Source organism: Sphingomonas sp. Leaf22, assembly GCF_001421715.1.
In the GTDB taxonomy this organism is placed as follows: Bacteria; Pseudomonadota; Alphaproteobacteria; order Sphingomonadales; family Sphingomonadaceae; genus Sphingomonas.
This window is the reverse complement of record NZ_LMKP01000045.1, coordinates 53369-76950: the sequence shown is the minus strand read 5'-3', so window position 1 is coordinate 76950 and position 23582 is coordinate 53369. Positions and strand designations below refer to the sequence as shown.

The following is a 23582-nucleotide window of genomic DNA, read 5'->3' as shown; positions in this document are numbered from 1 at the left end:
CCTGCCGCATTCCAACCATGGCAGGCATCCGTTGCGCAAGCGCGACAGGTCGGAAAGAAAGGTGGCGGCCCTGTTTGCCGGGACCGTCGCCCAGTCCGAAAGGGACCATCGGCCCGCAATATGGCGTTTGGCTACCGACCAACCGTTCCGCCCTGGTCGACCAGATCGAACCACGCGGTGGCGCATGTCCGACCGTTGACGAGCAACTCGACCATATGGCGTCCCGGATAATGCCGCCGCGTGCTGAAATCGCGGATCATCTGTCGCGTCGTCAGCGTCGCCACCGCGTTCGCCGACAAATCGAACGTCTTCAGCTTGAAGACCTTGGACGCGACCTTGCCGCGTGGCCGGGCATAGTGGACCCGGTAGTCGACCACGACGCGCTGATCGATCGACGCGGTCGATTGCAGTCGCACGTCGATGGTGATCGGTTCGCCAAGGCGGATCGTCGCGGGTTCGATCGCGAACCGATCGACGGCGACTTTGGCGTCGTGGCTGGCACCGATCCGTTCGAGCGCGGCCGGATCGCCTTGTTTCACCAGCGTGCGCAGCGCGTGGCGAATGATCCATGCCGTATGCGGATCGTCGCCCGGCCAGCGCGACACGAGCGCGACCAGCCAGTCGGGCCGATCCTTGCCGATGTCGTTCAGGTGGTTCGCGACCGATTTGCGGACATAGGCGCTGGGATCGGCCCGCAGCGCATCGAGGATCGGCGCGGCCAGCGTCGGGTCCTGCCGGAACGCGGCGATGCGCGTGCCCCATGGCAGGCGCGGCCGGCTCCCCTCGCTGGCCAGACGACGGACATGCGCGTCGTCGTGCCCCGCCCAGCGACGCATCGTGCGCAGCGTGCCGTCGACATCCTGTGCCAGGAACGGCCGGATCGCGAATTCGGCACTGCCGAAGCGGGTCAGGTCGGCCAGCGCCGCCAGCGACCGGTCGGCATCGGCCAGACCATATCGCGGCACATATTCGGTGATCGCCATCGCCTGAAACCCATGGGTCAGGCGCGGTGCCATCGCGCGCAATATGTCGAGCGCCGCCGCATATTCGGCCGGCAGGGCGGGATGCAGCGCATCGGCAATATGGCGCACCCGCTCCATGACCGACAGCGCGTCGAGCCCGGCCATGGCGGCGGCGACGAACGCCTCGCGATCGAAGCGCGGTGACGCTGCGACGCCGGCATCGGCGATCGTCGCGATCGCGCCGGGGCCGAGCAGGTCCTTGAGCAAAGGGGGCGTTGTCCGGGACATGGCGGCTCCACCAGCGGTATCCGCCGTGCCGCACCCCCGCGCCCGCGGACACCGCAAGGGTCAGGGCGTCAGGCGGAAATAATAGCTGTAGGTTCGCGGCGTGCCCGCCACCACGACATTGCTGATCGTCACGTCATAGGTCGTGTTCGCCGCCAGACCCGCCACGCTCCATTGCAGGTTGTTCGACAACCCGTATCCGTCATTGTCATAGGCGATATTGCCCACGGTCAGCGCCGCGCCGTCGCGTGCCTTGATCACGATCGCCGCGTTGGCGAAACGAACCTGCGCGTTCGCGCCGAAATTGCGGCTCTTGTCGGCGATGACGGTGAACGACAGCAGCGCGCCGTTGGCGAAATAACGGGTGGGGTAATCCTGATACGGATAGGCCACGAAATCGGGCAAGGAACCGGCGGTGTTCTGGGTCGTGTTGATGACCTTGATCGACGCCCCGTCGGCGCGCCCGCGAATGGCTTCGTTCCCGGCGACGCGACCATAGGCGATGCTCGACAGGAACGGATAGAGCAGCCAGCGGCGATGCCCGATATTGTTGGCGATCAGGTTGTCGACGTCGGTCAGGAACCCGATCATGATGTCGGCATCCTGCGAATAGCGCAGGCCGGAGCCATAGCCGAGATAGATGTTGCTCTGTCCCGCGGCGGTCGCGCCCGCGCCGGTATAGCATTTCCAGTCGACCGGCGGCGTATGGCTGAGCTGGCCATTGGCAGCCATCATCAACGCCGACTGCATCGACGCCGCTTCCTCGGCAGTCGAATAGGTGACGGAAGGCAGGCCGTGACGAGCCCGAATATCATTCACCACCGCCAGCACCCGCACCCCCACCGCCGGTTTCAACTGCCCCGTCTGGCAGGCGGCGATGTTGGGGGTGGCGGTATAGAGTTGTTCGACCGAGGTCGCGAAATCCGCGCCGGTGGCCGGTTCGCGCACGGTCGCGACAGGGGATGGCGTCGGGGTCGGCGTAGGTGTCGGAGCGGGGGTGACGGCGGGCGCGACGATCGTTCCACTGCCGGACGTGCTACCCCCGCCACAGCCCGGAACGAGCGCCAGCAGCAGCAGCGGCGCGACCCGGCTTAGGCGTTGCCGGCGACCGAAGCCGGAGTCCGCAGGAGAAATGGAACGCATCATTCAAAGTCCTGCTGCGGCGATAACGGCACGATTCCCCCCTGGGTACGTCGGACCCGGTTGCACTTCGGTAAACGCCGCGCGCATCGGCAAAGCGTCCACGACGGGTGCGGTCAGGCCCGGATACAGGCGAGCACCGCCCAGCGGCGGTTGCGGTGCACCGGGCGTACCCGCCAGTCGCAACCGGTCGCGTGCAGGAACTGCCGGTGTAGCGGGGCGGCATGCTGCGCAAAGTCGTGAAAGTCGATCCGGTGATGCGCGAGGACCAGCGTCCCGCCCGGCCGCAGCACGCCGGCGACATCGCACGCGGTACGCCGCATCGCGCGGGGGGAAAGATAATAGAGCAGCTCGGCGACGACCACGCCGTCATAGGTCGCGCGCGGCAGTCGCGCCGGCACCGCGAGCCGGATCGCACGGGCGCGCGCCGTCCCGGCCAGCGCCTTCGCCACCAGCGTCGTCCCCGCCGCCGTCGCCTCCGTCGCATCGAGACGCAGCGCACGCGGCGCGACGGCGACGCTGTTCGACCCGTTACCCGCCGCCAGTTCGAGGATGCGCCCCAACGGCCCCGGCCCGATCGCGTGCAGGATCGCCTGTCGCTTCACCGCCTCGTCGCGGTTGCGAAAGGTCTGCCATGGGTCGGGATCGGCGGCGAAGGTCCGCTCGAACCCGTCAAGGGTGATCGCCCTCATCGCCGTATCGCCGCAAAGACTTCGCCCGGACGGCTGAACGCGGCGATCTGTGCGGCGGAAAGGGCGAAGCCGGTCGGATCGTCGGTGATCCGCCCCGTCTGGGTACGATAGCGGCGGATGGCGTGCCGCTTGGCGAGGCGCTCCTGCGCGGTCAGCGGCATCGCGCGGGCGGCGGGCAGGCGCTGCCCGGTCGGCCATACCGGATAGGCGAGCCAGCGGACGCCGTGCGCCGGTCGCGCAGCGGCGGCGACGGCGCGGTGGTCGGGATGGTGGTCGCGCGGCGACGGGGCCAGCGCCAGCACCGGTCGCGGCAGAGTGGCGAGGGCCCGCGCCACGCCCCGGGAGATCGCGCCACCATGCGCGGCGACATCGCCATCGGGCAGGTCGAGGAACGTGATGACGCGGGCAGTCACGCCGATACGGTGCAGCGCCATCCGCGTCTCGCGTCGTCGTTCACGCACCAGTCGCTGGCGTGGCCATGCCGTGCTGCCGCGATGCGATCCGGCACCGTCGCTGACGATCAGCACGCGGACCGGCACGCCGCGCCGGCGCATCCGCGCGATCATGGCATGGCCGCCGATCGTCTCGTCATCGGGATGCGGCGCAACCATCAGCAGCCCGCCCGGCCGGATCACAGCGCCACCGTCAGCGTACCGGCGGCCACCGCCGCACCGACCAGCATCCGCTGCGCATCGGGGCCCGGCTGCCGCAGATACATGGCAAGGTCGGTGATCCGCGCGGACAGCGGATGGTCGTGGAACAGCGCGGCGACGCCGACCGCCTCCTGCGCGACCGCGATCGCTTCCCCCCCGGCCGCATAGACGGCGGCGCGCGCGGCGGACACGGCGGGCAGGCGCGCGGCATCGTCGGCGAACCACGCCGCCGCCGCCGTTCGCACCGCCCCGGCCGCCGCCTCGCCCAGCGCGTACAGCCGGGCGAGCCGGCCCGCCTGATGCGGATCGGCGGCGCGGCCGGTCGTCACCAGATGATCGCGGACGCCATCGACAATGCCGGCGACACCGCCCGCCTGCACTGCCACAAAGCGCAGCGCACCGCCGCTGAACCATGGTTCGCGGACATAATCGCCGGGCGCGCCGATGCGGTCGTCGGGCGCGATCGGCAATCCGGCCCAGCGCACGATATGCGTCTCCGAACGCTGCATGCCGACCACGCGCCAGAAGCTGCGGTCGATGGCGGGCGGAACGCGGGCGAGGTCGAGGAGCAGCAATTGCCGCCCGCCCGGCGCATCGACGCTGACCAGCGCATGGCTGAGAACCCCCGCGCCCGACGCGAAACTCTTGCCGCCATCGATCCGGTCGCCGTCGAGCCGCAGCCCGTCGCCCGGCAGATCGGCATTCCAGACACCCAGCGCCCCGCCGTCGCGCAGGATCGCGGCCAGCCGGGTACGCTGCGCCGCACTGCCATAGCGCGACACGATCTGCGCGGCATCGACATGGCCCTCGAACAATCGCCCGAGCGGCAGGTCCGCGCGCCCGACGCGGTAGAGGAGCCGCAACAGGGTGAGCAGCGCCGGCGCATCGGCGGGATCGGCCGGGTCGCCCAGTTCGGTGGTCAGTCCGGCGATCCGGTCGCGCAGGTCGCTCACGCCGCTGCCGCCGGGGTAGCGGTCAGCGCCGCGAGCGCGGCTTCGGCGGCGACGAACGGAATGTGGCGCATGCCGCCCGGCGGCACCGGCACGACGCGCATCGCGAACGCCTCCGCATTCGGGCAGTCGCGGGCGACGCCGAGCAGATGGTCGCGATCCAGCCCGACCTGCGCGCTCAACGCGACGAAATCGCCTCCCGCAAAGGCCCGGCGGGCGGCGGCGTGCAGGCGATATTGCCATAGCTGGTCGGCGGGATGCGCGACGCTGACCGACCCCAGACCATCGCGATCGAGATCGCACAATGTCGTCGCCAGTCCGCCGCGCACCCGCCCGACCCGCCGGTCGGAGGTATGGACGATACTCGCCGCATCGCGCCGCACGCGCAGCCCGGCGCGCGCCGCGTCGTCGACCAGTCGCGCATCTTCCCCCCGCGCCAGGGCCACGAACCCGCCGAGCGCGACATAGGTGGTGGCGCGCAGGCCCATATTGGCCCCGCTGGCATGATGATGGACGGCGGGTGCCTCCCACGCGACCGGATCGATCCGGCGGCGCAGCGCGTAGAGGTTGGCATAATGACGTTCGATCCGGTCCTGATCCGGATTGCCGCCCCGGCCGCTGCGGACCACATCGCCGACGACGAGGTCTGCCTGCTCCAGCGCCGCCGTCATTGCCGTTACCCAATCGGGGGCGGGCAGGCTGTCAGCATCGGTGGTCAGCAGGATCGCATCCCCCTGCCCCACGCTCGCCAGCCCCAGTCGCATCGCCCGGTCGCGTGCGCGGCCGGCATTGGCAGCGGCGCGATCGACGATCCCGACGATCAGCGGATGGCGACCGGTCGCACGATAGGCGGCGATCGGACCCTCGCTGGCGTCGGTGCAGCCGTCGAGCAAGAGGCATAGCGTCAGCGCGGTTTCGGGCGGGACGATCAACCGGTCGAGTGCCGCGAACAGGCGCGGCAACCGCTCCGCCTCGTCACGCGCCGGGATGCAGATCGCGACGGACACGACGGTCAACGGCCCCCTCCGCCGCGCTGTGTCGCCGGTCCCGTCTCGTCCTGTGCTACCATGTCGCTGTCCCCGCCGGTGATCCGATGCGATGGAGGGAATGCCCTCCAGACGATTGATATCGCTAGGGTAACGAACGGAGCGCGGTCGGTTCGGTTCCGCTATCGACCGATCGGCGACGGGTGGCACCCGCCGCCGTCCGGCTCAACCGAACAGTGCCAGAATACCGCGCGACGGATCGACCAGCCCTTCGTAGATCATGCGGCAGGCGACATAGACGATGACGGCAAGGCCGATATAGGCGACCCAGCGATAGCGTTCGATCACCCGCGCCAGCCCGTTGGCGGCAAGCCCCATCAGCGCGACCGACAGGATCAGGCCGACGGCGAGGATGCCGGGATGCTCGCGCGCCGCGCCGGCGACCGCCAGCACATTGTCGAGGCTCATGCTGACATCGGCGACCGCCACCGCCCATGCGGCACTGGCGAAGCTGCGCGGGGCAGCGGCCTTGATCGCGCCGTGCTCGCCCGGCGTATCGTCATGATCGCGCAGTTCGCGCCACATCTTCCACGCTACCCACACCAGCAGCAGCCCGCCGGCAAAGACGAGGCCGGTGAGCTGCAACAACTGCGTCACGACCAGTGCAAAGGCGACGCGCAGGACCAGCGCCGCACCGACGCCGATCAGGATCACCTTGCGCCGCATGTCGGCGGGCAGGCCGGCGGCCAGCGCGCCGACGACGATCGCATTGTCGGCGGCCAGCATCACGTCGATCAGCACGACCTGCGTAAAGGCGGCAAGCGCGGACGGACTGCCGATATTGGCGAAGTCCGCGACGATATGGTTCCAAAGTTCGGTCATCGGTTCAACTCATGCAGGAAAGGCGAGCAGGATCATACCGTCAAACGGCAGGCCCCATGCAGACGCCCTGAAAGGATCGGCGTGCACCGCTGATGGTCAACCCGGCCGATCACCGCAAGACCGGATATGCACCCGGTATGGCATGCGAAGGGGGAGTGCCGGAAGCGATGCCGCAGGAACGGCGGGACGCGCTCGGACGAAATGTCTGCGAAAATGCCCAACTGCAAAAATGCCCAACAGCGCACCCCCGCGCAGGCGGGGGTCCAGAGTTCCAGGCGCAAGCCGTTGTTCTGCTTGCCTCTGGACACCCGCCTTCGCGGGGGTACGGCGAGTTTCTGGCTCAGCGTACGACGTTCGCAAGGGTCTCGCTTACGCCAGGATAAAGGCGCGGTCTGGCTCCGTTCGGCATTTTCACCGCGGTCCGATGAAAGCGGGAATTGCAATCGCGGCCGACGGCCGTACCCTTCGGCCATATCGTCCGGTCGGGCCGGGGGCTCGCCCACCTTCCGTCCGGCACGACCATAGCATGGCTTTCGAGGGTTTGCCGATGTCCGATCCGTCCACGCCATGGCCCGCGACCACCCCGCTATCGGGCACAGAACGCCTGATCCTGAATGCCGAACGCGGCGACGCCGACGATCCCGCGCTCGACCTGTCGGCAGCGGCGCGGCATGGGCAGACGATGTTCCTCGGCAGCGACGAGGGCGTCCGGCTCGAACGGCTGATCGGCGATGGCGAGGGTGGCTGGGGGCAGCATCGCCGCTTCCCGCTCGACGCGATCCTCGACCTCGACGCGTCGGGCGAGGCCGATATCGAGGGGCTGGCCGAGGAGCATGGCTGGCTATGGGTGCTGGGATCGCATGCCCGGACCCGGCCGAAGATCGGCAAGCAGGGCGACGACCGGATCGACCTGACCCAGTTCGCCACGCTGAAGAATACCCGGCCGCGCTGCCTGCTTGCGCGCCTGCCGCTGGCCGCCGACCCCGAACTGGACAGCGCGGTGCTGCCGGTGCGGCGCGACGGCGATCGCCGCGCGGGGATGCTGCGTCAGACCAAATATGGCAACCGGCTGTCGCGGCTGATGCAGGAAAGCGCGCTGCTGCGCCCCTTCACCCGCATCGCCGCCAAAGAGGGCGGCGTCGATCTGGAGGGGATCGCGGTCGCCGGCAACCGCATCGCCATCGGCATGCGCGGTCCGGTGATCCAGACCTATGCCGTGCTGCTGGAGGTGGAGGTCGTGCCGACCCGGACCGGTCGCCTCAAGATCCTCGGCCCGATGCACATCCGCCTGCTGGAACTCGACGGCCTCGGCATTCGCGACCTGAAGCGCGACGGGGCCGACCTGCTGATCCTCGCCGGCCCGACCACCGGGCTGGACGGGCCGTGCGCGGTGTATCGGTGGACGGACTGGCTGGGCGATCCGCCCCGGCATGACCAGATCGTGCGGCGGCATCGGCCCGACCGGATCATCGACCTGCCGTTCGGGCGCGGCGACGATCACCCGGAGGGGCTGGTCCTCATCGACCTGCCCGAGGGGCGACGCGACCTGCTGGTCATCTGCGACAGCCCCGCCGCCGCGCGGATCGACCCGACGACGCACAGCGTCCGCTGCGACCGCTTTCGCCTGCCCGACCGGGCTGGTTGATCCGCTTACCTACCCACCACGATGCGCGGCAGTGTCCGGATCGGTTCGACGGTGATCTCGCGAAACCAGGTCTCCGCCCCCTCCGACTGGAGCTGGATGCGGCCATGGGTGAGCGGTTGCCGGCGGCCATCGGCGGCGATGGTGGCGAGGTCGCGGACTTCGGCGACGGGCACGCCGTTGACGACATGCACCGCGCGGTCGCCGACGACGTACAGGTCGATCGTGTTCCATTCGCCGACCGGCCGTTCGGCATCGGTCGCCGCCTCGACATTCCAGGTCGGGGTGCCGTTGACGATATCGATCGTGCGCCCGCCTGCGCGATAGCGAAGGTGCGGCGCGATCAGCGACGGGTCGAAGCCGACATCGGTATGCCCGCGCAGCTTCGGACCGACCGCGACGATCATCCCGGTCGACCCGGTCATGATCTCGAACTCCGCCGATGGCTGCCAGGTGCCGAACACTTCACCGGGCGTCCCGTGCGTATGATAGAGCAGGCCGTTGTTGCGCGGCTGCGTCTCGCGCGGGGCATAGGTCTTCGCGCCCCATTTGAAGCGCAGGCGCAGGTGATAGTCGCGCAGGTCGGCGCGGTGGACCAGACTGCCCCATGTCTCGCCCCGGACCCAGATCGCCGGGGTGCCATCGACCGTCCGCACCGCGAAATCGCCGCTGGTATCGCGGCTCGTCCCGACCGGCTTGTCGGGCGGGTTGCGATAGGTCAACGCCGGATCGGCATAGCCAAGCCATGGCTGCCAGTCCTTCAGCGTCCGCCCGTCGAACAATGCGACCTTCCTGCCCGCCGGCTTCGGCAGGTCGACCAGCGTCAGCCGTTGCGGCGTCGTCGCCGGTTCGCCGGCGATGGCGCGCGCGGCTTCCTTACTATTCTGCGCCACCGCCGGACCGGCCAGCGACAGCGCCACGGCAAGGACGATCCGCCCGCCGCGCACCTGCCACCCCGCCGGCACGCCCGATACCCGTATCCCAGCAACCAGCCCTGCCATGCGACCCACGATCATCCCCCCGCTCACCTTATTTCGTTACCGCTACCATAGGCGGCGGACGATGCTTGGCAAGGGTATGAAATCGTTCGCTATCTCCAGCGCATGTCCTATTCGAGCGCCTGATAGATCAACGCGCGCAGCTTGCCATGGTCGTCGATGCTCCCGGCGGGGAGCAGCTGTGTCATGTACACGACGGTCAGCCGCTCGACCGGATCGACCCAATAGCTGCTGTGATAGGCACCGCCCCAGCCAAACTCGCCGACCGATCCCGGCTCCCCCGCCTTGCCCAGATCGGTGCGCAGGTTGAACCCCAGGCCGAACCCCTTGCCCGGTTCATAGGGAATGTCGACCAGCTGGTCGCTGATCATCAGCTCGACCGTCTTGCGCCCGAGATAGCGCCGCCCGCCCAGTTCCCCGCCACGCCGGAGCATTTCGAGGAAGCGGCTGTAATCCGCCGCGGTCGACAACAGCCCCGCCCCGCCCGACAGCGCGACGCGCGGGCCGCGCAGATAATGGCCCTGCCCGACATGGCCGCCGCCGTCCCACATCCCCGGATCGGGGTTGCGCCGCACGCCGGCCGGATCGGCGGCATAGACGGCGGCGAGCCGTCCCGCCTTGGCCGGCGGCAGGTAGAACGACGTATCGCGCATTCCCAGCGGTCCGATGATCCGCGCCTGCAGGAACGCGTCGAGCGGCTGCCCGCTGATCTTCTCGACCAGCACGCCCAATATGTCGGTGCTGTAGCCATAGACGAATTTGGTGCCCGGCTGCTCGGCCATCGGCAGCGCCGCCATGCGCGCCACGACGTCCGCGACCGGTTCGTTGCGATCGGCGAAATACCATCCGTAGATGCCGGCGTCGCGCCACGCCTTTTCGCCCGCTCCCCCACCATAGGAGATACCGGCGGTGTGGGTCAGCAGGTCGCGGATGGTGATCGCGCGCTTCGCCGGCACGACGTCGTAGCCACCCTTGTCGTTGGCCACCGCGACGGTCGTCTTGCCCCATGCGGGCAGGTATTTGCCGACCGGATCGGACAGCAACAGCTTGCCGTCCTCCATCAGCATCAGGATGGCGACGCTGGTCAGCGCCTTGGTCTGCGACGCGATGCGGAAGATCGCATCCTGCCGCATCGGGTCGCGCGCTTCCTTATCGCGCCAGCCCACCGCATCGGCATAGACGGTGCGGCCATCCTGCTGGATCTGCACGACCGCACCGGCGATGCGCCCCTGATCGACATAGGCCTTCAACAGCGATGACAGCCGCGCGAGCCGTTCGGCGGATAGGCCGGGTGCCGGCCGGACATGCGCGGCAGGCCGCGGTTTCGGCTTCGCCTCGGCGGCGGGGAGCGCCGGTAGCGCGGCAAGCAGTGTGGCGGACGCGAGCAACCGGCCCCAGAACGTCATCGACATATCCCCTCCCGAACGTTTCCACCCCCAATAGCGGAACGCACGCGGCAGCGGCCAGTGCGTTTGCACCGGCGGGCAAACGAAAACGGACGCCGACCCGCTGTCGCCAGCGCATCGACGTCCGTTTCGGCAGCAGGACTGCGGATCAGATCAGGACGAGGCCACCAAGGCCGGCGTTCGACCCGACCAGCGAGTAGACATAATAGGTGATGCCGTCGTTGGTGACGGATCCGTCGAACTCGACGGTGGTCAGCGCATTGCCGTCGATGTCGGTCAGCGAAACCGTGCCGGTGCCGTCGGGCAGCGAGAGATTGCCCTTGCTGCCCATGATGATGCCGTCGTTGTTGCCGTCGAACAGCTTGGTCGTGGTGATGATCAGATCGTCCTTGCCGAAGCGGTTGATCGTATCATCGCCCAGATCGATCCCGAGCCGGGTGTCGAAGAAGAACATGTTCCGCGATTCATTGGCGGCATCGCCGTTGAATACGTTGTTGGCGAACGTGCCTTCCTTCGCGCCGCGCGGACGGATGCTGTCGTCACGATAGAAAAAGTGGCCTTCGTCGTCGCTGCCCAGCAGACGCAGCACGGACACGCCGTCGACCTGCACCGTGTCGCCGCTGGCATCGATCGTAACCCGGTTGTTCGTCAGGCGGATCAGGTTGTCGTTATTGCCGTCGTACAGCTTCTTGTCGAACACCAGCAGGTCGTCCGACCCGAAGTTCACGACGCGATCGTTCCCGCTCGACGCGGCGGCTTCGAAGTAGAACGCATCCGAACCGGCCGTGCCGCGCAGCACCTGGTTATCGGTGTGGCTGCCGTTGATGATGTTATAGTTCTGAATCAGGTCGAGCGTCGGGTCGGTGACCGGATCGATGATGACCGGTGCCGCATCGACGGTCAGCTTGACCACCGCGCTCGTCTTGTTGACGCCGTCCGACGCCGCATAGACGAAGCTGTCGCTGCCGTTCCAGCCGGTCTTGGGCACATAGACGAAGCTGCCGTCGGCCGAAAACTGGATGGTACCGTTGCTGGGCCCGTCGACCAGGCTCGCGCTCAGCGACTTGCCTTCCGGATCGCGGTCGTTCGACAGGACGTTGCCCGACAGGCGACCGTCTTCCTTGCCCGAAAAGGCGTCGGCGACCGCGATCGGGGCGAGGTTTTCGACCGGGGGCGGCGGCGGTGGCGGCGACGTGACCGTCCCGGAATTGATCTGCGAGATGGTCGCCGACAGATTGTCGGTGACGCCCATGTACATGGTGATCTTGGTCGACTGGCCGGCCCGCAGCGTGCCGAGGCTGAAGGTCAGGTTCAGCGTCTGGTCGACGGTCTTCGTATAGCCCTCCGCCTGCGACGTCGCGCTCGCGGCATAGGGATCGAGGTTCACGAAGCCGTAGAACGACGCATCGGCGCGCGAATCCTGCGAATACAGGAAGAACGGCGTGTCCTTCTGCAGCAGCGCCGTTACCAGCGCGCCCTTGCTGTCCTGCTGTTCGATCTTGTTGGTCGTGGCATATTTGCCCGACTGATCGGGATCGGCGGTCCGCATGTACCGGACGTCGCTCATCGTCGACGACGAATTGTTGGTCAGGACCACGTCGATGCGGATATACTTCGCATCGTCGGCAAGGGTGATCGTCTGCGCGACGCCCAGATTGTCCTTGGTCTCACCGGCCCAGTTCGCGACGCCGTTACCCTTGGACGATGCCTCGTTGAGCGAACCCTTGACCTGATAATAGCCGGTCAGCAGCTGGTTGCTCTGCACGACCTTGGTCGAGCCGAGGTTGTAGCCGATGTTGAACCCCTCGATCGCGCGGCCTTGCAGCAGCGCGTCGTCGAGGGTCGTTTCCTGGCCCTTGCCGAAGCCGTCGAGGTCGGCGACCATGCCGGTGCGCAGATACCCGCTGTCGGCATCCGAGGCGAACCCCTTCGGTGCATTCTTGGTCGTGCCAAGCCCGCCCCATTCGTTGATCCCTATCCCGAGATAGGTACCCTGCAAGAACACTTCACCATTAGAAACCGCGCTCGAAATAGTCATCAATATCCCCGCTCGAGATGCTCGATCCAGATTGTTGCCAAACACACGACCGCCCGTTGCCCGAAGACAACCCGGCCGCTTTCCGCCGATCCATAATCCGACTTTTGGAAATACTTGTTACAACGATACACGTTCGCACCGCCGGCCCCGTTATTCGTAACGAGATCGGCACGACACCGTTGCCCGTTGCCGTTATTCTGGCGGCTATGCGATGCTCCCTTCACCGTCGACAGTCAGGCGATGAGACGTTCAAGAATCGCGCCAAATTGGAACGGTTGTCGGAACCAAAATCGAGCGATGCCATTCATCGACGAATTCTACCGCTTCATCGTACGTCGAAATGGTCCGCCGGCCACATCTTGCCGGGTTGCCGGCAACCATTGTCGGACATAACGCCGGTCCGTTTACCATGATTCGCAACACGTTATAATATCTCAATAGATCGGATACTTAGGACGATTGCTGTTGCGGCGCACCAGAGCCGTTTTGGCGCATCGGCACTGCGCGGACGGCGCATGAAACGGACCGCGACGCTGTGTCGACGTCCGGATCCGGACGCCGTCGACGCTGCGCCTGTCCTTTGGACCGTCTCAAGTAACGGACACGGCCGTTACTATACTGTACTTGGAGGTCGTCGTCCGATCGCCAACCTGTCCCGCGGGACGCCTTCGCCCATCCGGCCAACGCTTCGCGGGCGCAACACGCCCGTTTCGAAGCGCGTCAGCCGATTTCGATCAGCCGCGCTTCGGCCAAAACGCGATTGCCGCCCTGTTTGCGGGCCTTGCGCGACAGGCGGACCGCCGCCTTGGTCAGGTCGCGCGGCAGCCGTCCGCGACTGGTCGCCACGCCGGCCGACAGCGTGACCTGTCCCAGCGGCTCGTCGGTCTCGCGTACCCGCAGGTGGCGCGACGCCATTTCGGCGCAGGCACTTTCCAGCCGGGCGATCCCGGTCGCCAGATCGGGTTCGTCGATGACGGTCAGGAACGACGTGTCGCCCCACCGCCCGACCTGATACGGCGCGCATGCGTCCTTCAGCGTCATCGCCGCCGCCTTCAGCACCCGGTCGCCCATCGCCGGCCCATGCGTCGCGACGAACTCGTCGAGCTGGTCGATATCGACCACCGCCACCGAACAATGGCCGATCGTGGCGAAACACGCGTCGAGCCGCTCGACCATCGCTTCCCACCCCGGCAACCCGGTCAGTGGATCTCGCCCCATCTCCTCGCGCACGCCGTTCAGCGTGTCGCGCAGCACCTGCGCCTGTTGCAGCGCCGCCGACAGCGAGGTCTCCGCCTCGGCGGTGCGGTCGATCATGAACACGACCAGGCGGTGGATGTGTTGCGGTTCGGCGGATACCAGTTCGGCGGCGGTACGGGTCAGGTCCTGGTTCAGCCCACCGGTCGTCGCCGACACCTTGGTCAGCAATTCGAGCAGCTGGATCGTCAGCCGGTCGAACGTCCCGTCGCTGAACGGCGACGCGATGTCGGGCATCAGCGAACGGACCGCTTCCTCGCGCAGCCGCACCCCGCCCTCGATCTCGCGATCGACCGCATCGGAAAATTCGCGATCGGCACCGGTCAGATATCGATGCGCGAACGCATAATGTTCGGGGCTATGATCCAGCCGTTGCGCATCGAGAAACCGCAGCGCCCGTACGCCGATACTGTCTGCCATGCCCATTCGCCACTCTGATCCGCTTGGCGTCAACCATAGCGCAATGTCGTTAACGTCGGGCTACCATGTCGCACGGCGCGCGGATCATCGCCACCATTTCGGATCATTGTCCGGCCCGATCGTCGGCGACAAACTGCGACAGTTTGGCGCTGGACGACCGCACCGTTTCGGCATATCGTTTATCGATGTTGCGCCGCACCGCCCTGCTGGGCCTCGCGTTCCTGGCGAGTGCCTGTACCACCGGATCCGCCTATCGCGCGCCGGTCGACACCGCGCTGGGCGTGCCGCCTGCCTTTTCGGTCACGCGAAGCGATGCCCCCCGCGAGGACCTGACGCGATGGTGGGCGCGGTTCAACGATCCCCTGCTCGCGACGCTGGTCGACCGGGCCGCCGCCGACAATCTCGACGTCGCGCAGGCGGTTGCCCGGCTGCGACAGGCGCGCGAACAGCTGGTGCAGAGCCGCGCGTCGCTGTTCCCGCAACTGTCCGCCTCGGGCAGCTATTCGCGACTCGAGGTGCTGCGCGGCGGCGGCGGCACCACCACCCTGCCCGACGGCACGATCGTCCAGCGCAATATCGGTGCGTCGGACAGTTTCTCGGTCGGCGGCGATGCCCGGTATCAGGTCGACCTGTTCGGCGGCGTGCGCAGCAGCATCGACGCGAGCCGGGCGCAGCTCGACGCCACCCGCTACGACTATGCGACGATCCTGCTGTCGGCGCAGTCGGAGATTGCGCGCAACTATCTGACCGCGCGGCTTGCACAGGCACAGCTCGCCAATGCCCGCGCGTCGATCGCGCTGCAGGACGACAATCTGGAGATTGCCGGCTTTCGGGTACAGGCGGGGCTCGTGTCCTCGCTCGACGTCGAACAGGCGCGCACCGCCCGCGCGCAGACCGCCGCGCAATTGCCGCAGATCGAGGCGAGCTACGCCGCCGCCGTCGCCCGTCTGGGCGTGCTGACCGGGCAGGCACCAGGCGCGCTGCGGACGGCGATGGCGCGGGCCGCCGCGATCCCGACCGCCGACGCGCGGATCGGCACCGGCATCCCGACCGACACGCTGCGGCTGCGCCCCGACGTCCGGGCGGCCGAGCGCAACCTCGCCGCCGCCGTCGCGCAGATCGGGGTCGCCACCGCGCAGCTCTATCCCGCGCTCAGCCTCGGCGGGACGGTCGATACCAACGCCACCTCGTTCACCGCGCTGACCGACATCATCAACGGCCGGCTGTTCGCCTCGATCGCGCAGACCATCTTCGATGGCGGGCGATTGCGCGCGCAGGTACGCGGCCAGCGCGCCGCCGCCGACGCCGCCTTCGCCACGTATAAACAGACGGTGTTGACCGCGCTGGAGGATGTCGAGAACGCCATCGTCTCGGTCGACAGCGCCACCGCGCGCGAACGCGAGTTCGCGGTCGCCGCCGATGCGGCGCGCAACTTCGCGCTGCTGTCGCGGCTGCAATATCGCTCGGGCCTGACCGATTTCACGACGCTCAACCAGGCGGAATCGTCGTTGCTGTCGGCGCAGAACGGGCTGGTGCAGGCGCGCGCCGACCGCGCGACCGCGCTGGTGCAGTTGATGACCGCGATGGGCGGCGGATGGAGCGACGCCGCCATCCCCGATCCCGTCACCGCCCCCGTCCCTGACCGCGCCGTTTATACCGAGGACCGCTGATGGCCGATCCGACCGACCCCGATCTCGATCAGCTCCTGCGCGTGAAGGCGCAACCGCGCTGGCGCAAATGGCTGAAATGGGCGTTGATCGCGCTGGGCGTGGTGTTGCTCGGCCTTGCGGTGCGCAGCTGCGTCAAGGGCGACGACGCGCCGAAATATGCGACGACGGTGATCGAACAGGCCCCGCTGACCGTCACCGTCTCCGCCACCGGCAAGCTTGCCCCGACCAATCAGGTCGAGGTCGGGTCGCAGCTGTCGGGCCTCGTCACGCAGGTCGTCGCCGACGTCAACGACCGCGTCCGTGCCGGGCAACCGCTGGCGCTGATCGATCCCGAACAGCTCGACGATGCGATCCGGCAGGGGCAGGCGCAGGTCAACGCCAACCAGGCACAGGTCGCGACCGCGCAGGCGACGCTGTCCGAAGCGCGCGCACAGTTGCAGCGGCTCGAGGAAGTGCGTCGCCTGTCGGGCGGGCGCGTGCCGTCGGCCACCGAACTCCAGACGCAACAGGCGGCGGTCCAACGCGCCGAGGCCGGCGTGCGACAGGCGCAGGCGAACGTCGTCGCCGCCCGCGCACAGCTGAACTCCAGCCAGACCCAGCGGTATCGTGCGATCATCCGCTCGCCGGTCAACGGCGTGGTGCTGGCGCGGCAGGTCGAACCCGGCCAGACCGTCGCCGCATCGTTCAACACCCCGACCCTGTTCGTGATCGCCGAGGATCTCAGCCGGATGAAGCTGGAGGTCGCCATCGACGAGGCCGATGTGGGGCAGGTCAAGGATGGACAGCGCGCCGACTTCACCGTCGATGCTTTCCCCGGGGAAACTTTCCCGGCAAAGATCACCCGCGTCGATCTCGGCTCCAACCTGTCGGCGCAGTCGTCGAGCAGCACCACGACCAGCACGGCGAGCACCGCCGGGCAGGTCGTGTCCTATGCCGCGACGCTGTCGGTCGCCAATCCGAACCTGAAACTGCGCCCCGGCATGACCGCGACCGCGGAGATCGTGACGCTGGAGCGGCCGCGCGCGCTGCTGATCCCCGATGCGGCGCTGCGCTTCCGCCCACAGGACGGCGATGCGGCGGCGGGCGGCGGCGGCCTTGCCAGCGCCTTCGGCCCGCCCCGGCGGCGCGGCGGCGGCGGACAGGGCAAGGCGGCAACGATCGGCCGTGGCTCGCAACAGACCGTCTATATCCTCGGCGACGACGGCAAGCCGCAGCCGGTGCAGATCACCACCGGCAACAGCAACGGCGCGATGACCGAAGTCACCGGCGGGAGCCTGCGCGCCGGCATGAAGATCATCACCGCACAACTGGCCGACCCCAGTGGCAAGAGCAGCAGCAAAGGCGGCGCGCCGAAGGGCGGCGGGGGTCCGCGTGGCAGCTGACGCCCCCCTCATCGCGCTCCGCGGCGTGACCAAAAGCTATGGTACCGGCGCGACGCAGTTTCAGGCGCTGAAAGGGGTCGACCTCGACATCACCGCCGGCGATTTCGTCGCGGTGATGGGGCCGTCGGGGTCGGGCAAGTCGACGACGATGAACATTCTCGGCTGTCTCGACGTGCCGACCGACGGCACCTTCCTGTTCCGCGGCCATCACGTCGAACGGCTGAACCGCGACCAGCGCGCACTGCTGCGGCGCAATTATCTCGGCTTCGTGTTTCAGGGGTTCAACCTGCTGAGCCGCACGACCGCGCTCGAAAATGTCGAACTGCCGCTGCTCTATCGCGGCGATGCCAAGGCCGAGCGGCGACGCGCGTCGATGGCGGCGCTCGAAAAGGTCGGGCTCGACCAATGGTGGGACCATACCCCCGCCGAATTGTCGGGCGGGCAGCAGCAACGCGTCGCCATCGCCCGTGCGATCGTCACCAACCCCGATGTGCTGCTCGCCGACGAACCGACCGGCAATCTCGATTCCGAACGCTCGGTCGAGATCATGCACCTGCTGACCGACCTCAACCGGACCAGCGGGATCACCGTGCTGATGGTGACCCACGAACCCGACATGGCCGTGTTTGCGCGGACGGTGGTGCATTTCAAGGACGGACTGGTCGAACGGATCGAGGCGCACCATGCGCCGGGCGAGGTGGTGGCGTGACGCTTACCATCCTCCCATTCCGTTTGGTTCGAGCAGCTTCGAGCGCAGTCGAGAAGCGTCCGTCGAGAACGGCCTGCCCCGAACGGAACCGACATAGGTCGCCCCAGCGGAACCCCGTTCTCGACACGCGCTCTCGACAGGCTCGATCGCTGCTCGAACCAAACGGAAATCTTTGGGGAAGGATAACCCCATGCTAGGCACCACCTTCCTCCTCGCGATCCGCTCGATCCTGCGCCACAAGCTCCGCTCGTTCCTGACGACGCTCGGCATCATCATCGGCGTGGCCGCCGTCGTCACCATCTCGACGCTCGGCCAAGCCACCACCAGCGCGGTCCAGTCGAACATCGCCAGCCTCGGCAGTAACATCCTGCAGGTCCGGCCCGGCCAGGGCTTCGGGCGCGGCGGTGGCGGTCCGCGTCCGCCGGATTTCGACGAAGCCGATGTCGAGGGGATCCGCGACCAGATCGCCGGCGTCACCGCCGTCGCCCCGCAGGCGCAATCCGCCGCCACCGCCATCTATAACGGGGCCAACTGGTCGACGACGATCAACGGCACCACCAACGCCTATTTCACCGTCCAGCCATGGCCGCTGGTGTCGGGCCGCACCTTCACCCCGGCCGAGGAGGCGGCGGGCAAGGCGGTGTGCATCATCGGCAATACCGTGCGCACCAATTTGTTCGCCGGCGGAGAGGCGGTCGGATCGCGCTTCCGCATCGGCAATGTCAGCTGCGACGTGATCGGCACCCTGAGCACGCGCGGGCAGGCCGGGTTCGGCGGCGATCAGGACGATGTCGTCATCATGCCGATCAAGACGGTGCAGCGCCGCTTCACCGGCACGCGCGACATCCGCCTGATGCTGGTCGGAGTGAACCCGGCCTATGACGGCGGACAGGTGCAGCAATCGCTCACCCAGCTGCTGCGCGAACGCCGCAACATTTCGGGCGGGAAGGAAGATGACTTCAACATCTTCGACACCGCGCAAATCTCCGCCACCATCACCAGCACCACGACGCTGCTGACGACGATCGTGTCGGCGGTGGCGGCGATCAGCCTGCTGGTCGGCGGGATTGGGATTATGAACATCATGCTGGTGTCGGTGACCGAACGCACCCGCGAGATCGGCATCCGCCTTGCCATCGGTGCGGTCGCGTCCGAAGTGCTGCTGCAATTTCTGGTCGAGGCGGTGGCGCTGTCCTGCCTCGGTGGGTTGATCGGGCTGCTGATCGCGCAGGCCGCCGTCGCCGGCCTGTCGCTCGCCAGCGACCTGCCCTTTCTGTTCGTGCCGCGGGTCAATGCGCTGGCATTCGGGGTTTCGGCGCTGATCGGGGTCGTGTTCGGCTATTTCCCCGCGCGGCGCGCCGCCTCGCTCAACCCGATCGACGCGCTCCGCCACGAATGATGCGGATCGGCCTCGGCGGTGGCTGCCATTGGTGTACCGAAGGCGTCGTGCAGGCATTGCGCGGCGTCACGCAGGTCGATCAGGGGTTTTTGCAATCCGATCCGCCATGGGATGCGTGGGCGGAGGGGGTGATCGCGACCTTCGATCCCGCCGTCCTGCCGCTCGACACGCTGATCGAGGTGCATCTGCGCACCCATTCGGGCGGCGGCACCTATTCGCCGAACGGACGCTATCGCAGTGCCGTCTATGTCAACGAACCCGATCAGCGCGCTATCGCCACGGCGGTCATCGCCCGCGTCGCGGCCGAACGCGGCGAAACGGCACGCACGCTGGTCCTGCCGCTGCGCGACTTCACGCCATCGGAGGAACGGTATCGCGACTATTACCGGACCGACCCGAACCGCCCATTCTGCCGCCGCTATATCGACCCGAAACTCGATCTTCTGCGCGCGCACTTCGCCGGTAACGTCCGGCCGGAATAGGCTTTCCCAAAGCATGGTGAATTACACCGCTCTTTGGTAGCAAATCACACGACTGCCTTGGACTCCTACCGCAAAACCCACGAATTTCTGCCGTTTTTCAGAACTGGCACGGTCGCTGCAAGGTAGCTGGCAACACCGGAACACACCGGATTGCACAGGGAGACTACACCATGACCGCCATTCGCTTCGCCGCTTCGATCGTCCTCGGCCTCGTTGCCACCACCTCGGCCTTTGCCGCCGAACCCAATGCCGCACCGGCGCCCAGCCCCGTCGCCGCGACTATGTCGGCACTGCCGCTGACCGTGACGCTCGCCGCCGGTCCGGTCGCCGTGAAGTACAAGGCAGCGGCGAACGCCCGCTACTGCTTCCGCACCGAACGCGCCGGCTCGCGCATTGCGCCGCGCATCTGCAAGACCCGCGCCGACTGGCAGGCCGCCGGCGTCGACCTCGACGCGGCGCTCGCCGGCAACTGATCGATACCCGCTACGGCCCGCACGGCGGTCCCCCGACAGGGGGGCCGCCGTTCTCGCGTCGTAACATAAAATACAAATGACATGCTGCGCGTTCATCTATACTATGTGATCCACTGTATCATCATATGGGATGCTCACAAAGAGGAGCAGCCGGGGAGAGGGACACATGGCCGTATATCGCGCAGCTTCGTACCGTGGCGCATCGTTCGCCGCTTTGGCATTCGCCCTGGGCCTCACCGCCCCCGCCTTCGCGCAGGACGTCCCCGCCGACACCGGCGGCGACACCGCAACCCCGCAACAAGTTGACGAAGGCGAGATCATCGTCACCGGCTTCCGCGCCTCACTCAACAGCGCACTGGGCCAGAAGCGGCGCGAGACGGCGGCGGTCGACAGCATCGTCGCCGAGGATATCGGCAAATTCCCCGATGCGAACCTTGCCGAATCGATGCAGCGCGTGCCGGGCGTGGCGCTGGCCCGCGGGGACGGCGGCGAAGGGCGCAACATCTCGGTCCGTGGTCTCGGTGCCGGCTTCACCCGCGTCCGCATCAACGGCATGGAGGGCACGGCCCAGACCGGATCGTCCGACATCTATGGCGCGGGCAATAACGGCCGCAGCTTCGACTTCAACGTCTTCCCGACCGAGATCTTCTCGTCGCTGTCGGTGCGCAAGACGCCGTCGGCCGATGTCGAGGAAGGGTCACTGGGCGCGACTGTCGACCTGTCCGCACCCAAGCCGCTCGATTCGCGGGAGGATTTCGTCCTGACCGCGACCGCGCGCGGCATCTGGAACGAATTGTCGAAGCAGGTCGACCCGCGCGCATCGATGCTGGTGTCGAAGAAGTTCGCCGACGGCACGTTCGGCGTGCTCGCCTCGGTCGCCTATCAAAAGCGGCATCTGCGCGAGGTCGGCTATTCGGCGGTCGATATCCTGTCGGCCAATACCAACGGCCTGTTCTGCTCGCCGCTCGGCGTCAATCCGCTCTACCCGGCCTTCGGTACCAAGGGCTCGACGATCGGCGACTGTTCGACCGGCAACCCGCGCACCGGATCGGTCGCGGCCTACAACACTATTCTCGGCCTGCGCCGTGCCGACCTGCCCAACACGCCGGGCAGCGGCGCGTTCTTCCCGCGCCTGCCACGCTATCTCAATTCCGAACAGGATCAGGAACGGATCGGCGGTACCTTCACGGTCCAGTTCAAGCCCGACGAGAATACCGACATCTCGGTCGATCTGCTCTATTCGCGCTTCGACGTCACCCGTCGCGACAATTACATCGCCGGCATCTCGTTCGGCCGCGCGATCGGCAATAACGGGCAACCGATGGTGTCGGTGCGCGACGCGCAGTTCAGCGACAAGGGATCGCTGCTCTACGGCCTGTTCGACGGTGTCGACGTCCGTTCCGAAGGGCTGGTCGACCACTTCGTCTCGACCTTCAAACAGGCGAATTTCAACCTGAAGCATCGCTTCAACGACGCGCTGGAACTGACCATGCTGGTCGGGCGCAACCAGTCGGTGTGGGACGGGCGCAAGCGGTTGCAGACGTTCATGGACGTCATCGACAGCGATAATTTCTCGATCGATTTCCGGGGGAAGGGCAGCACGCCGACGATCGGTTTCGGCTTCGACGTCGCCGACCCCGCGAACTTCAACTACGCCCCCGGCCTGTCCGATGGCACCGTGCTCGGCGGCTTCAGTTTTCAGGGCAAGCCGTCCAAGAACACCACCGACAACACGACCGGCGAGGTCAATCTGGGCTGGACCGTGGCGGAGGGCTTCACGGTCAAGGCCGGCGGCCAGTATCGCGAGAGCGATTTCGTCTCGTCCTTCCTTCGCCCCTACAATGCCGACACCGTCGTCCGGGCGCTCCCCGCCGGCACCTCGCTCGCCAGCATCACCCGCCAGATCGAGGGCGTCGGCGACCTGTTCGGATCGGGCGCGCCCAATGCATGGGCGGCGATCGACCCGGACAAATGGGCATCGACCTTTGGCTACGATCAGGTCCGCTATTGCGGCGTCGAATGCGGCGCGGGACGCAGCCGGGTGAAGGAAGAGGTCAAGGGCGCCTATCTGATGGGCAATTTCGACCTGACCGACATGGTCGGGCTGGGGCTGCGCGGCGATGTCGGCGTGCGCTACGTCAAGACCGACCTGTCCACCTCGGGCTATATCGCCGTCGCACCGCCCGCCGGACAGACCTCCCCCACCAACCTGATAGGCCAATATGCGCAGGCGCGGCGCGGCTATGACGACTGGCTGCCCTCGGCCAACATCGTCGTCGAACCGGTCCGCGACCTGTTGATCCGCGTATCGGGGGCGAAAGTGATGACCCGACCCGAACTCGGCATACTGACGCCGACCAGCGGGGTGAACCCGGTGACGCGGGTCGGCAACGTCAACAACCCGTTCCTCGAACCGATCCGCGCCAACACCTTCGACGCCGCGGTCGAATGGTATTTCAAGCCCGGCTCGCTGTTGTCGGTCGCTTATTTCTACAAGGATATCAAAAGCTACATTCAGAATGTGAACAGCCAGATCCCGTTCAACCAGCTGGGCCTGCCCAATGCGCTGCTCGAAAACAGCCAGACGTCGCCCGACGAACTGTTCACCGTTTCGCAGCCATTCAATACCCCGGGCGGCCCGCTGAAAGGGTTCGAGGTCAATGCGCAATTCCGCCTCGACTTCCTGCCGGGTTTCTTGCGCAATTTCGGCGTGCTGGGTAATTACACGCGGGTGACGTCGGAGATCGAATATATCCTTGCCAGCGTCGGCGGGGTGCCGACCGTCACCACCACCAACGATCTGGTCGGCCTGTCGAAGAACACCGCGTCGGGCACGCTCTATTACGAGGACGACAAGTTCAGCATCCGTTCGACGGCGAATTATCGCGACCGCTTTATCCGCGGCATTCCGGCCTCCCCCGGCAGCGATCTTCAGGGCAACAAGCCGACCCTCTATGTCGATGCGTCGGCATCCTATGGCATTACCGACCAGATCAAGCTGATCGTCGAGGCGACCAACCTGACCGACGAACGCAACGTCCTCTACACCGACAGCGTCCGGCAGGACACGCTGTTCGAGACGCGCATCGGGCGGACGGTGACGGCGGGCGTCAACGTGCGGTTCTGAGCCGCTCCCCTCCCTGGAAGGGAGGGGTCGGG

19 protein-coding genes are annotated in these 23582 nt (G+C 67.1%); 8 read left to right on the top strand and 11 right to left on the bottom strand.

Going from position 1 to position 23582, the window contains the following annotated elements; all coding sequences use genetic code 11:
- Positions 1–131 precede the first annotated feature (131 nt).
- From ASE70_RS18675 to ASE70_RS18645, 7 genes are all read right to left on the bottom strand, one after another.
- Positions 132–1250 carry a DNA alkylation repair protein gene (locus ASE70_RS18675; RefSeq protein ID WP_056508000.1) on the bottom strand — a complete coding sequence of 373 codons (1119 nt, stop codon included), beginning with the start codon at positions 1248–1250 and terminating at the stop codon, positions 132–134.
- A 60-nt stretch (positions 1251–1310) separates the two neighbouring features.
- Positions 1311–2393 (bottom strand): CAP domain-containing protein, encoded by a 1083-nt coding sequence (locus ASE70_RS18670; protein WP_082451144.1) that lies wholly within the window; start codon positions 2391–2393, stop codon positions 1311–1313.
- Between the two features lie 110 nt (positions 2394–2503).
- The gene (locus tag ASE70_RS18665; protein WP_056507996.1) at positions 2504–3079 is read right to left on the bottom strand and encodes a class I SAM-dependent methyltransferase; all 576 of its coding nucleotides are present in this window, start codon (positions 3077–3079) and stop codon (positions 2504–2506) included.
- The gene (locus tag ASE70_RS18660) at positions 3076–3714 is read right to left on the bottom strand and encodes a PIG-L deacetylase family protein (RefSeq protein WP_235520066.1); all 639 of its coding nucleotides are present in this window, start codon (positions 3712–3714) and stop codon (positions 3076–3078) included. Before ASE70_RS18660 ends, ASE70_RS18665 begins: the two co-directional genes overlap by 4 nt.
- Positions 3711–4685, bottom strand: a complete 975-nt coding sequence (locus tag ASE70_RS18655) for a hypothetical protein (protein ID WP_056507993.1) — start codon at positions 4683–4685, stop codon at positions 3711–3713. The genes ASE70_RS18660 and ASE70_RS18655 overlap by 4 nt, the downstream gene beginning before the upstream one ends.
- On the bottom strand, positions 4682–5689 hold the full coding sequence (locus ASE70_RS19415) for a glycosyltransferase (RefSeq protein WP_082438870.1): 1008 nt from the start codon (positions 5687–5689) through the stop codon (positions 4682–4684). Before ASE70_RS19415 ends, ASE70_RS18655 begins: the two co-directional genes overlap by 4 nt.
- Positions 5690–5893: 204 nt before the next feature.
- Positions 5894–6550, bottom strand: a complete 657-nt coding sequence (locus tag ASE70_RS18645; RefSeq protein WP_056507991.1) for a YjbE family putative metal transport protein — start codon at positions 6548–6550, stop codon at positions 5894–5896.
- A gap of 547 nt (positions 6551–7097) precedes the next feature.
- On the opposite strand from ASE70_RS18645, the gene ASE70_RS18640 reads away from it, so the two are divergent.
- Positions 7098–8195: a DUF3616 domain-containing protein gene (locus ASE70_RS18640; RefSeq protein WP_162236015.1), complete on the top strand. Its 1098-nt coding sequence runs from the start codon at positions 7098–7100 to the stop codon at positions 8193–8195.
- A 5-nt stretch (positions 8196–8200) separates the two neighbouring features.
- Here ASE70_RS18640 and ASE70_RS18635 read toward each other — a convergent pair whose 3' ends face one another.
- The 4 genes from ASE70_RS18635 to ASE70_RS18620 all read right to left on the bottom strand — a co-directional run bounded on the left by ASE70_RS18635 (position 8201) and on the right by ASE70_RS18620 (position 14308).
- Positions 8201–9193 (bottom strand): 3-keto-disaccharide hydrolase, encoded by a 993-nt coding sequence (locus tag ASE70_RS18635; RefSeq protein WP_056508095.1) that lies wholly within the window; start codon positions 9191–9193, stop codon positions 8201–8203.
- Between the two features lie 107 nt (positions 9194–9300).
- Positions 9301–10602 (bottom strand): serine hydrolase domain-containing protein, encoded by a 1302-nt coding sequence (locus tag ASE70_RS18630; protein WP_200925686.1) that lies wholly within the window; start codon positions 10600–10602, stop codon positions 9301–9303.
- Positions 10603–10744: 142 nt separating this feature from the next.
- Positions 10745–12634 carry an Ig-like domain-containing protein gene (locus ASE70_RS18625; protein WP_156356341.1) on the bottom strand — a complete coding sequence of 630 codons (1890 nt, stop codon included), beginning with the start codon at positions 12632–12634 and terminating at the stop codon, positions 10745–10747.
- Between the two features lie 720 nt (positions 12635–13354).
- Entirely contained in the window at positions 13355–14308 is a 954-nt protein-coding gene (locus ASE70_RS18620) for a GGDEF domain-containing protein (protein WP_162236014.1), read from the bottom strand.
- Between the two features lie 185 nt (positions 14309–14493).
- Here ASE70_RS18620 and ASE70_RS18615 point away from each other — a divergent pair, with 185 nt between their 5' ends.
- The 7 genes from ASE70_RS18615 (at position 14494) to ASE70_RS18585 (ending at position 23550) form a co-directional block, all read left to right on the top strand.
- On the top strand, positions 14494–15978 hold the full coding sequence (locus tag ASE70_RS18615; protein ID WP_056508089.1) for an efflux transporter outer membrane subunit: 1485 nt from the start codon (positions 14494–14496) through the stop codon (positions 15976–15978).
- Positions 15978–17360: an efflux RND transporter periplasmic adaptor subunit gene (locus ASE70_RS18610; protein WP_056507984.1), complete on the top strand. Its 1383-nt coding sequence runs from the start codon at positions 15978–15980 to the stop codon at positions 17358–17360. Before ASE70_RS18615 ends, ASE70_RS18610 begins: the two co-directional genes overlap by 1 nt.
- Positions 17350–18069, top strand: a complete 720-nt coding sequence (locus tag ASE70_RS18605; protein WP_056507981.1) for an ABC transporter ATP-binding protein — start codon at positions 17350–17352, stop codon at positions 18067–18069. The genes ASE70_RS18610 and ASE70_RS18605 overlap by 11 nt, the downstream gene beginning before the upstream one ends.
- 190 nt (positions 18070–18259) lie before the next feature.
- Positions 18260–19468, top strand: a complete 1209-nt coding sequence (locus ASE70_RS18600) for an ABC transporter permease (protein ID WP_056507979.1) — start codon at positions 18260–18262, stop codon at positions 19466–19468.
- On the top strand, positions 19465–19950 hold the full coding sequence (locus ASE70_RS18595; RefSeq protein ID WP_056507978.1) for a peptide-methionine (S)-S-oxide reductase: 486 nt from the start codon (positions 19465–19467) through the stop codon (positions 19948–19950). Before ASE70_RS18600 ends, ASE70_RS18595 begins: the two co-directional genes overlap by 4 nt.
- A 170-nt stretch (positions 19951–20120) precedes the next feature.
- A complete protein-coding gene (locus tag ASE70_RS18590) occupies positions 20121–20423 on the top strand; it encodes a hypothetical protein (RefSeq protein WP_056507976.1) in 303 nt (100 codons plus the stop codon).
- A 166-nt stretch (positions 20424–20589) separates the two neighbouring features.
- Positions 20590–23550: a TonB-dependent receptor gene (locus ASE70_RS18585; protein WP_056507972.1), complete on the top strand. Its 2961-nt coding sequence runs from the start codon at positions 20590–20592 to the stop codon at positions 23548–23550.
- Positions 23551–23582: the final 32 nt, after the last annotated feature.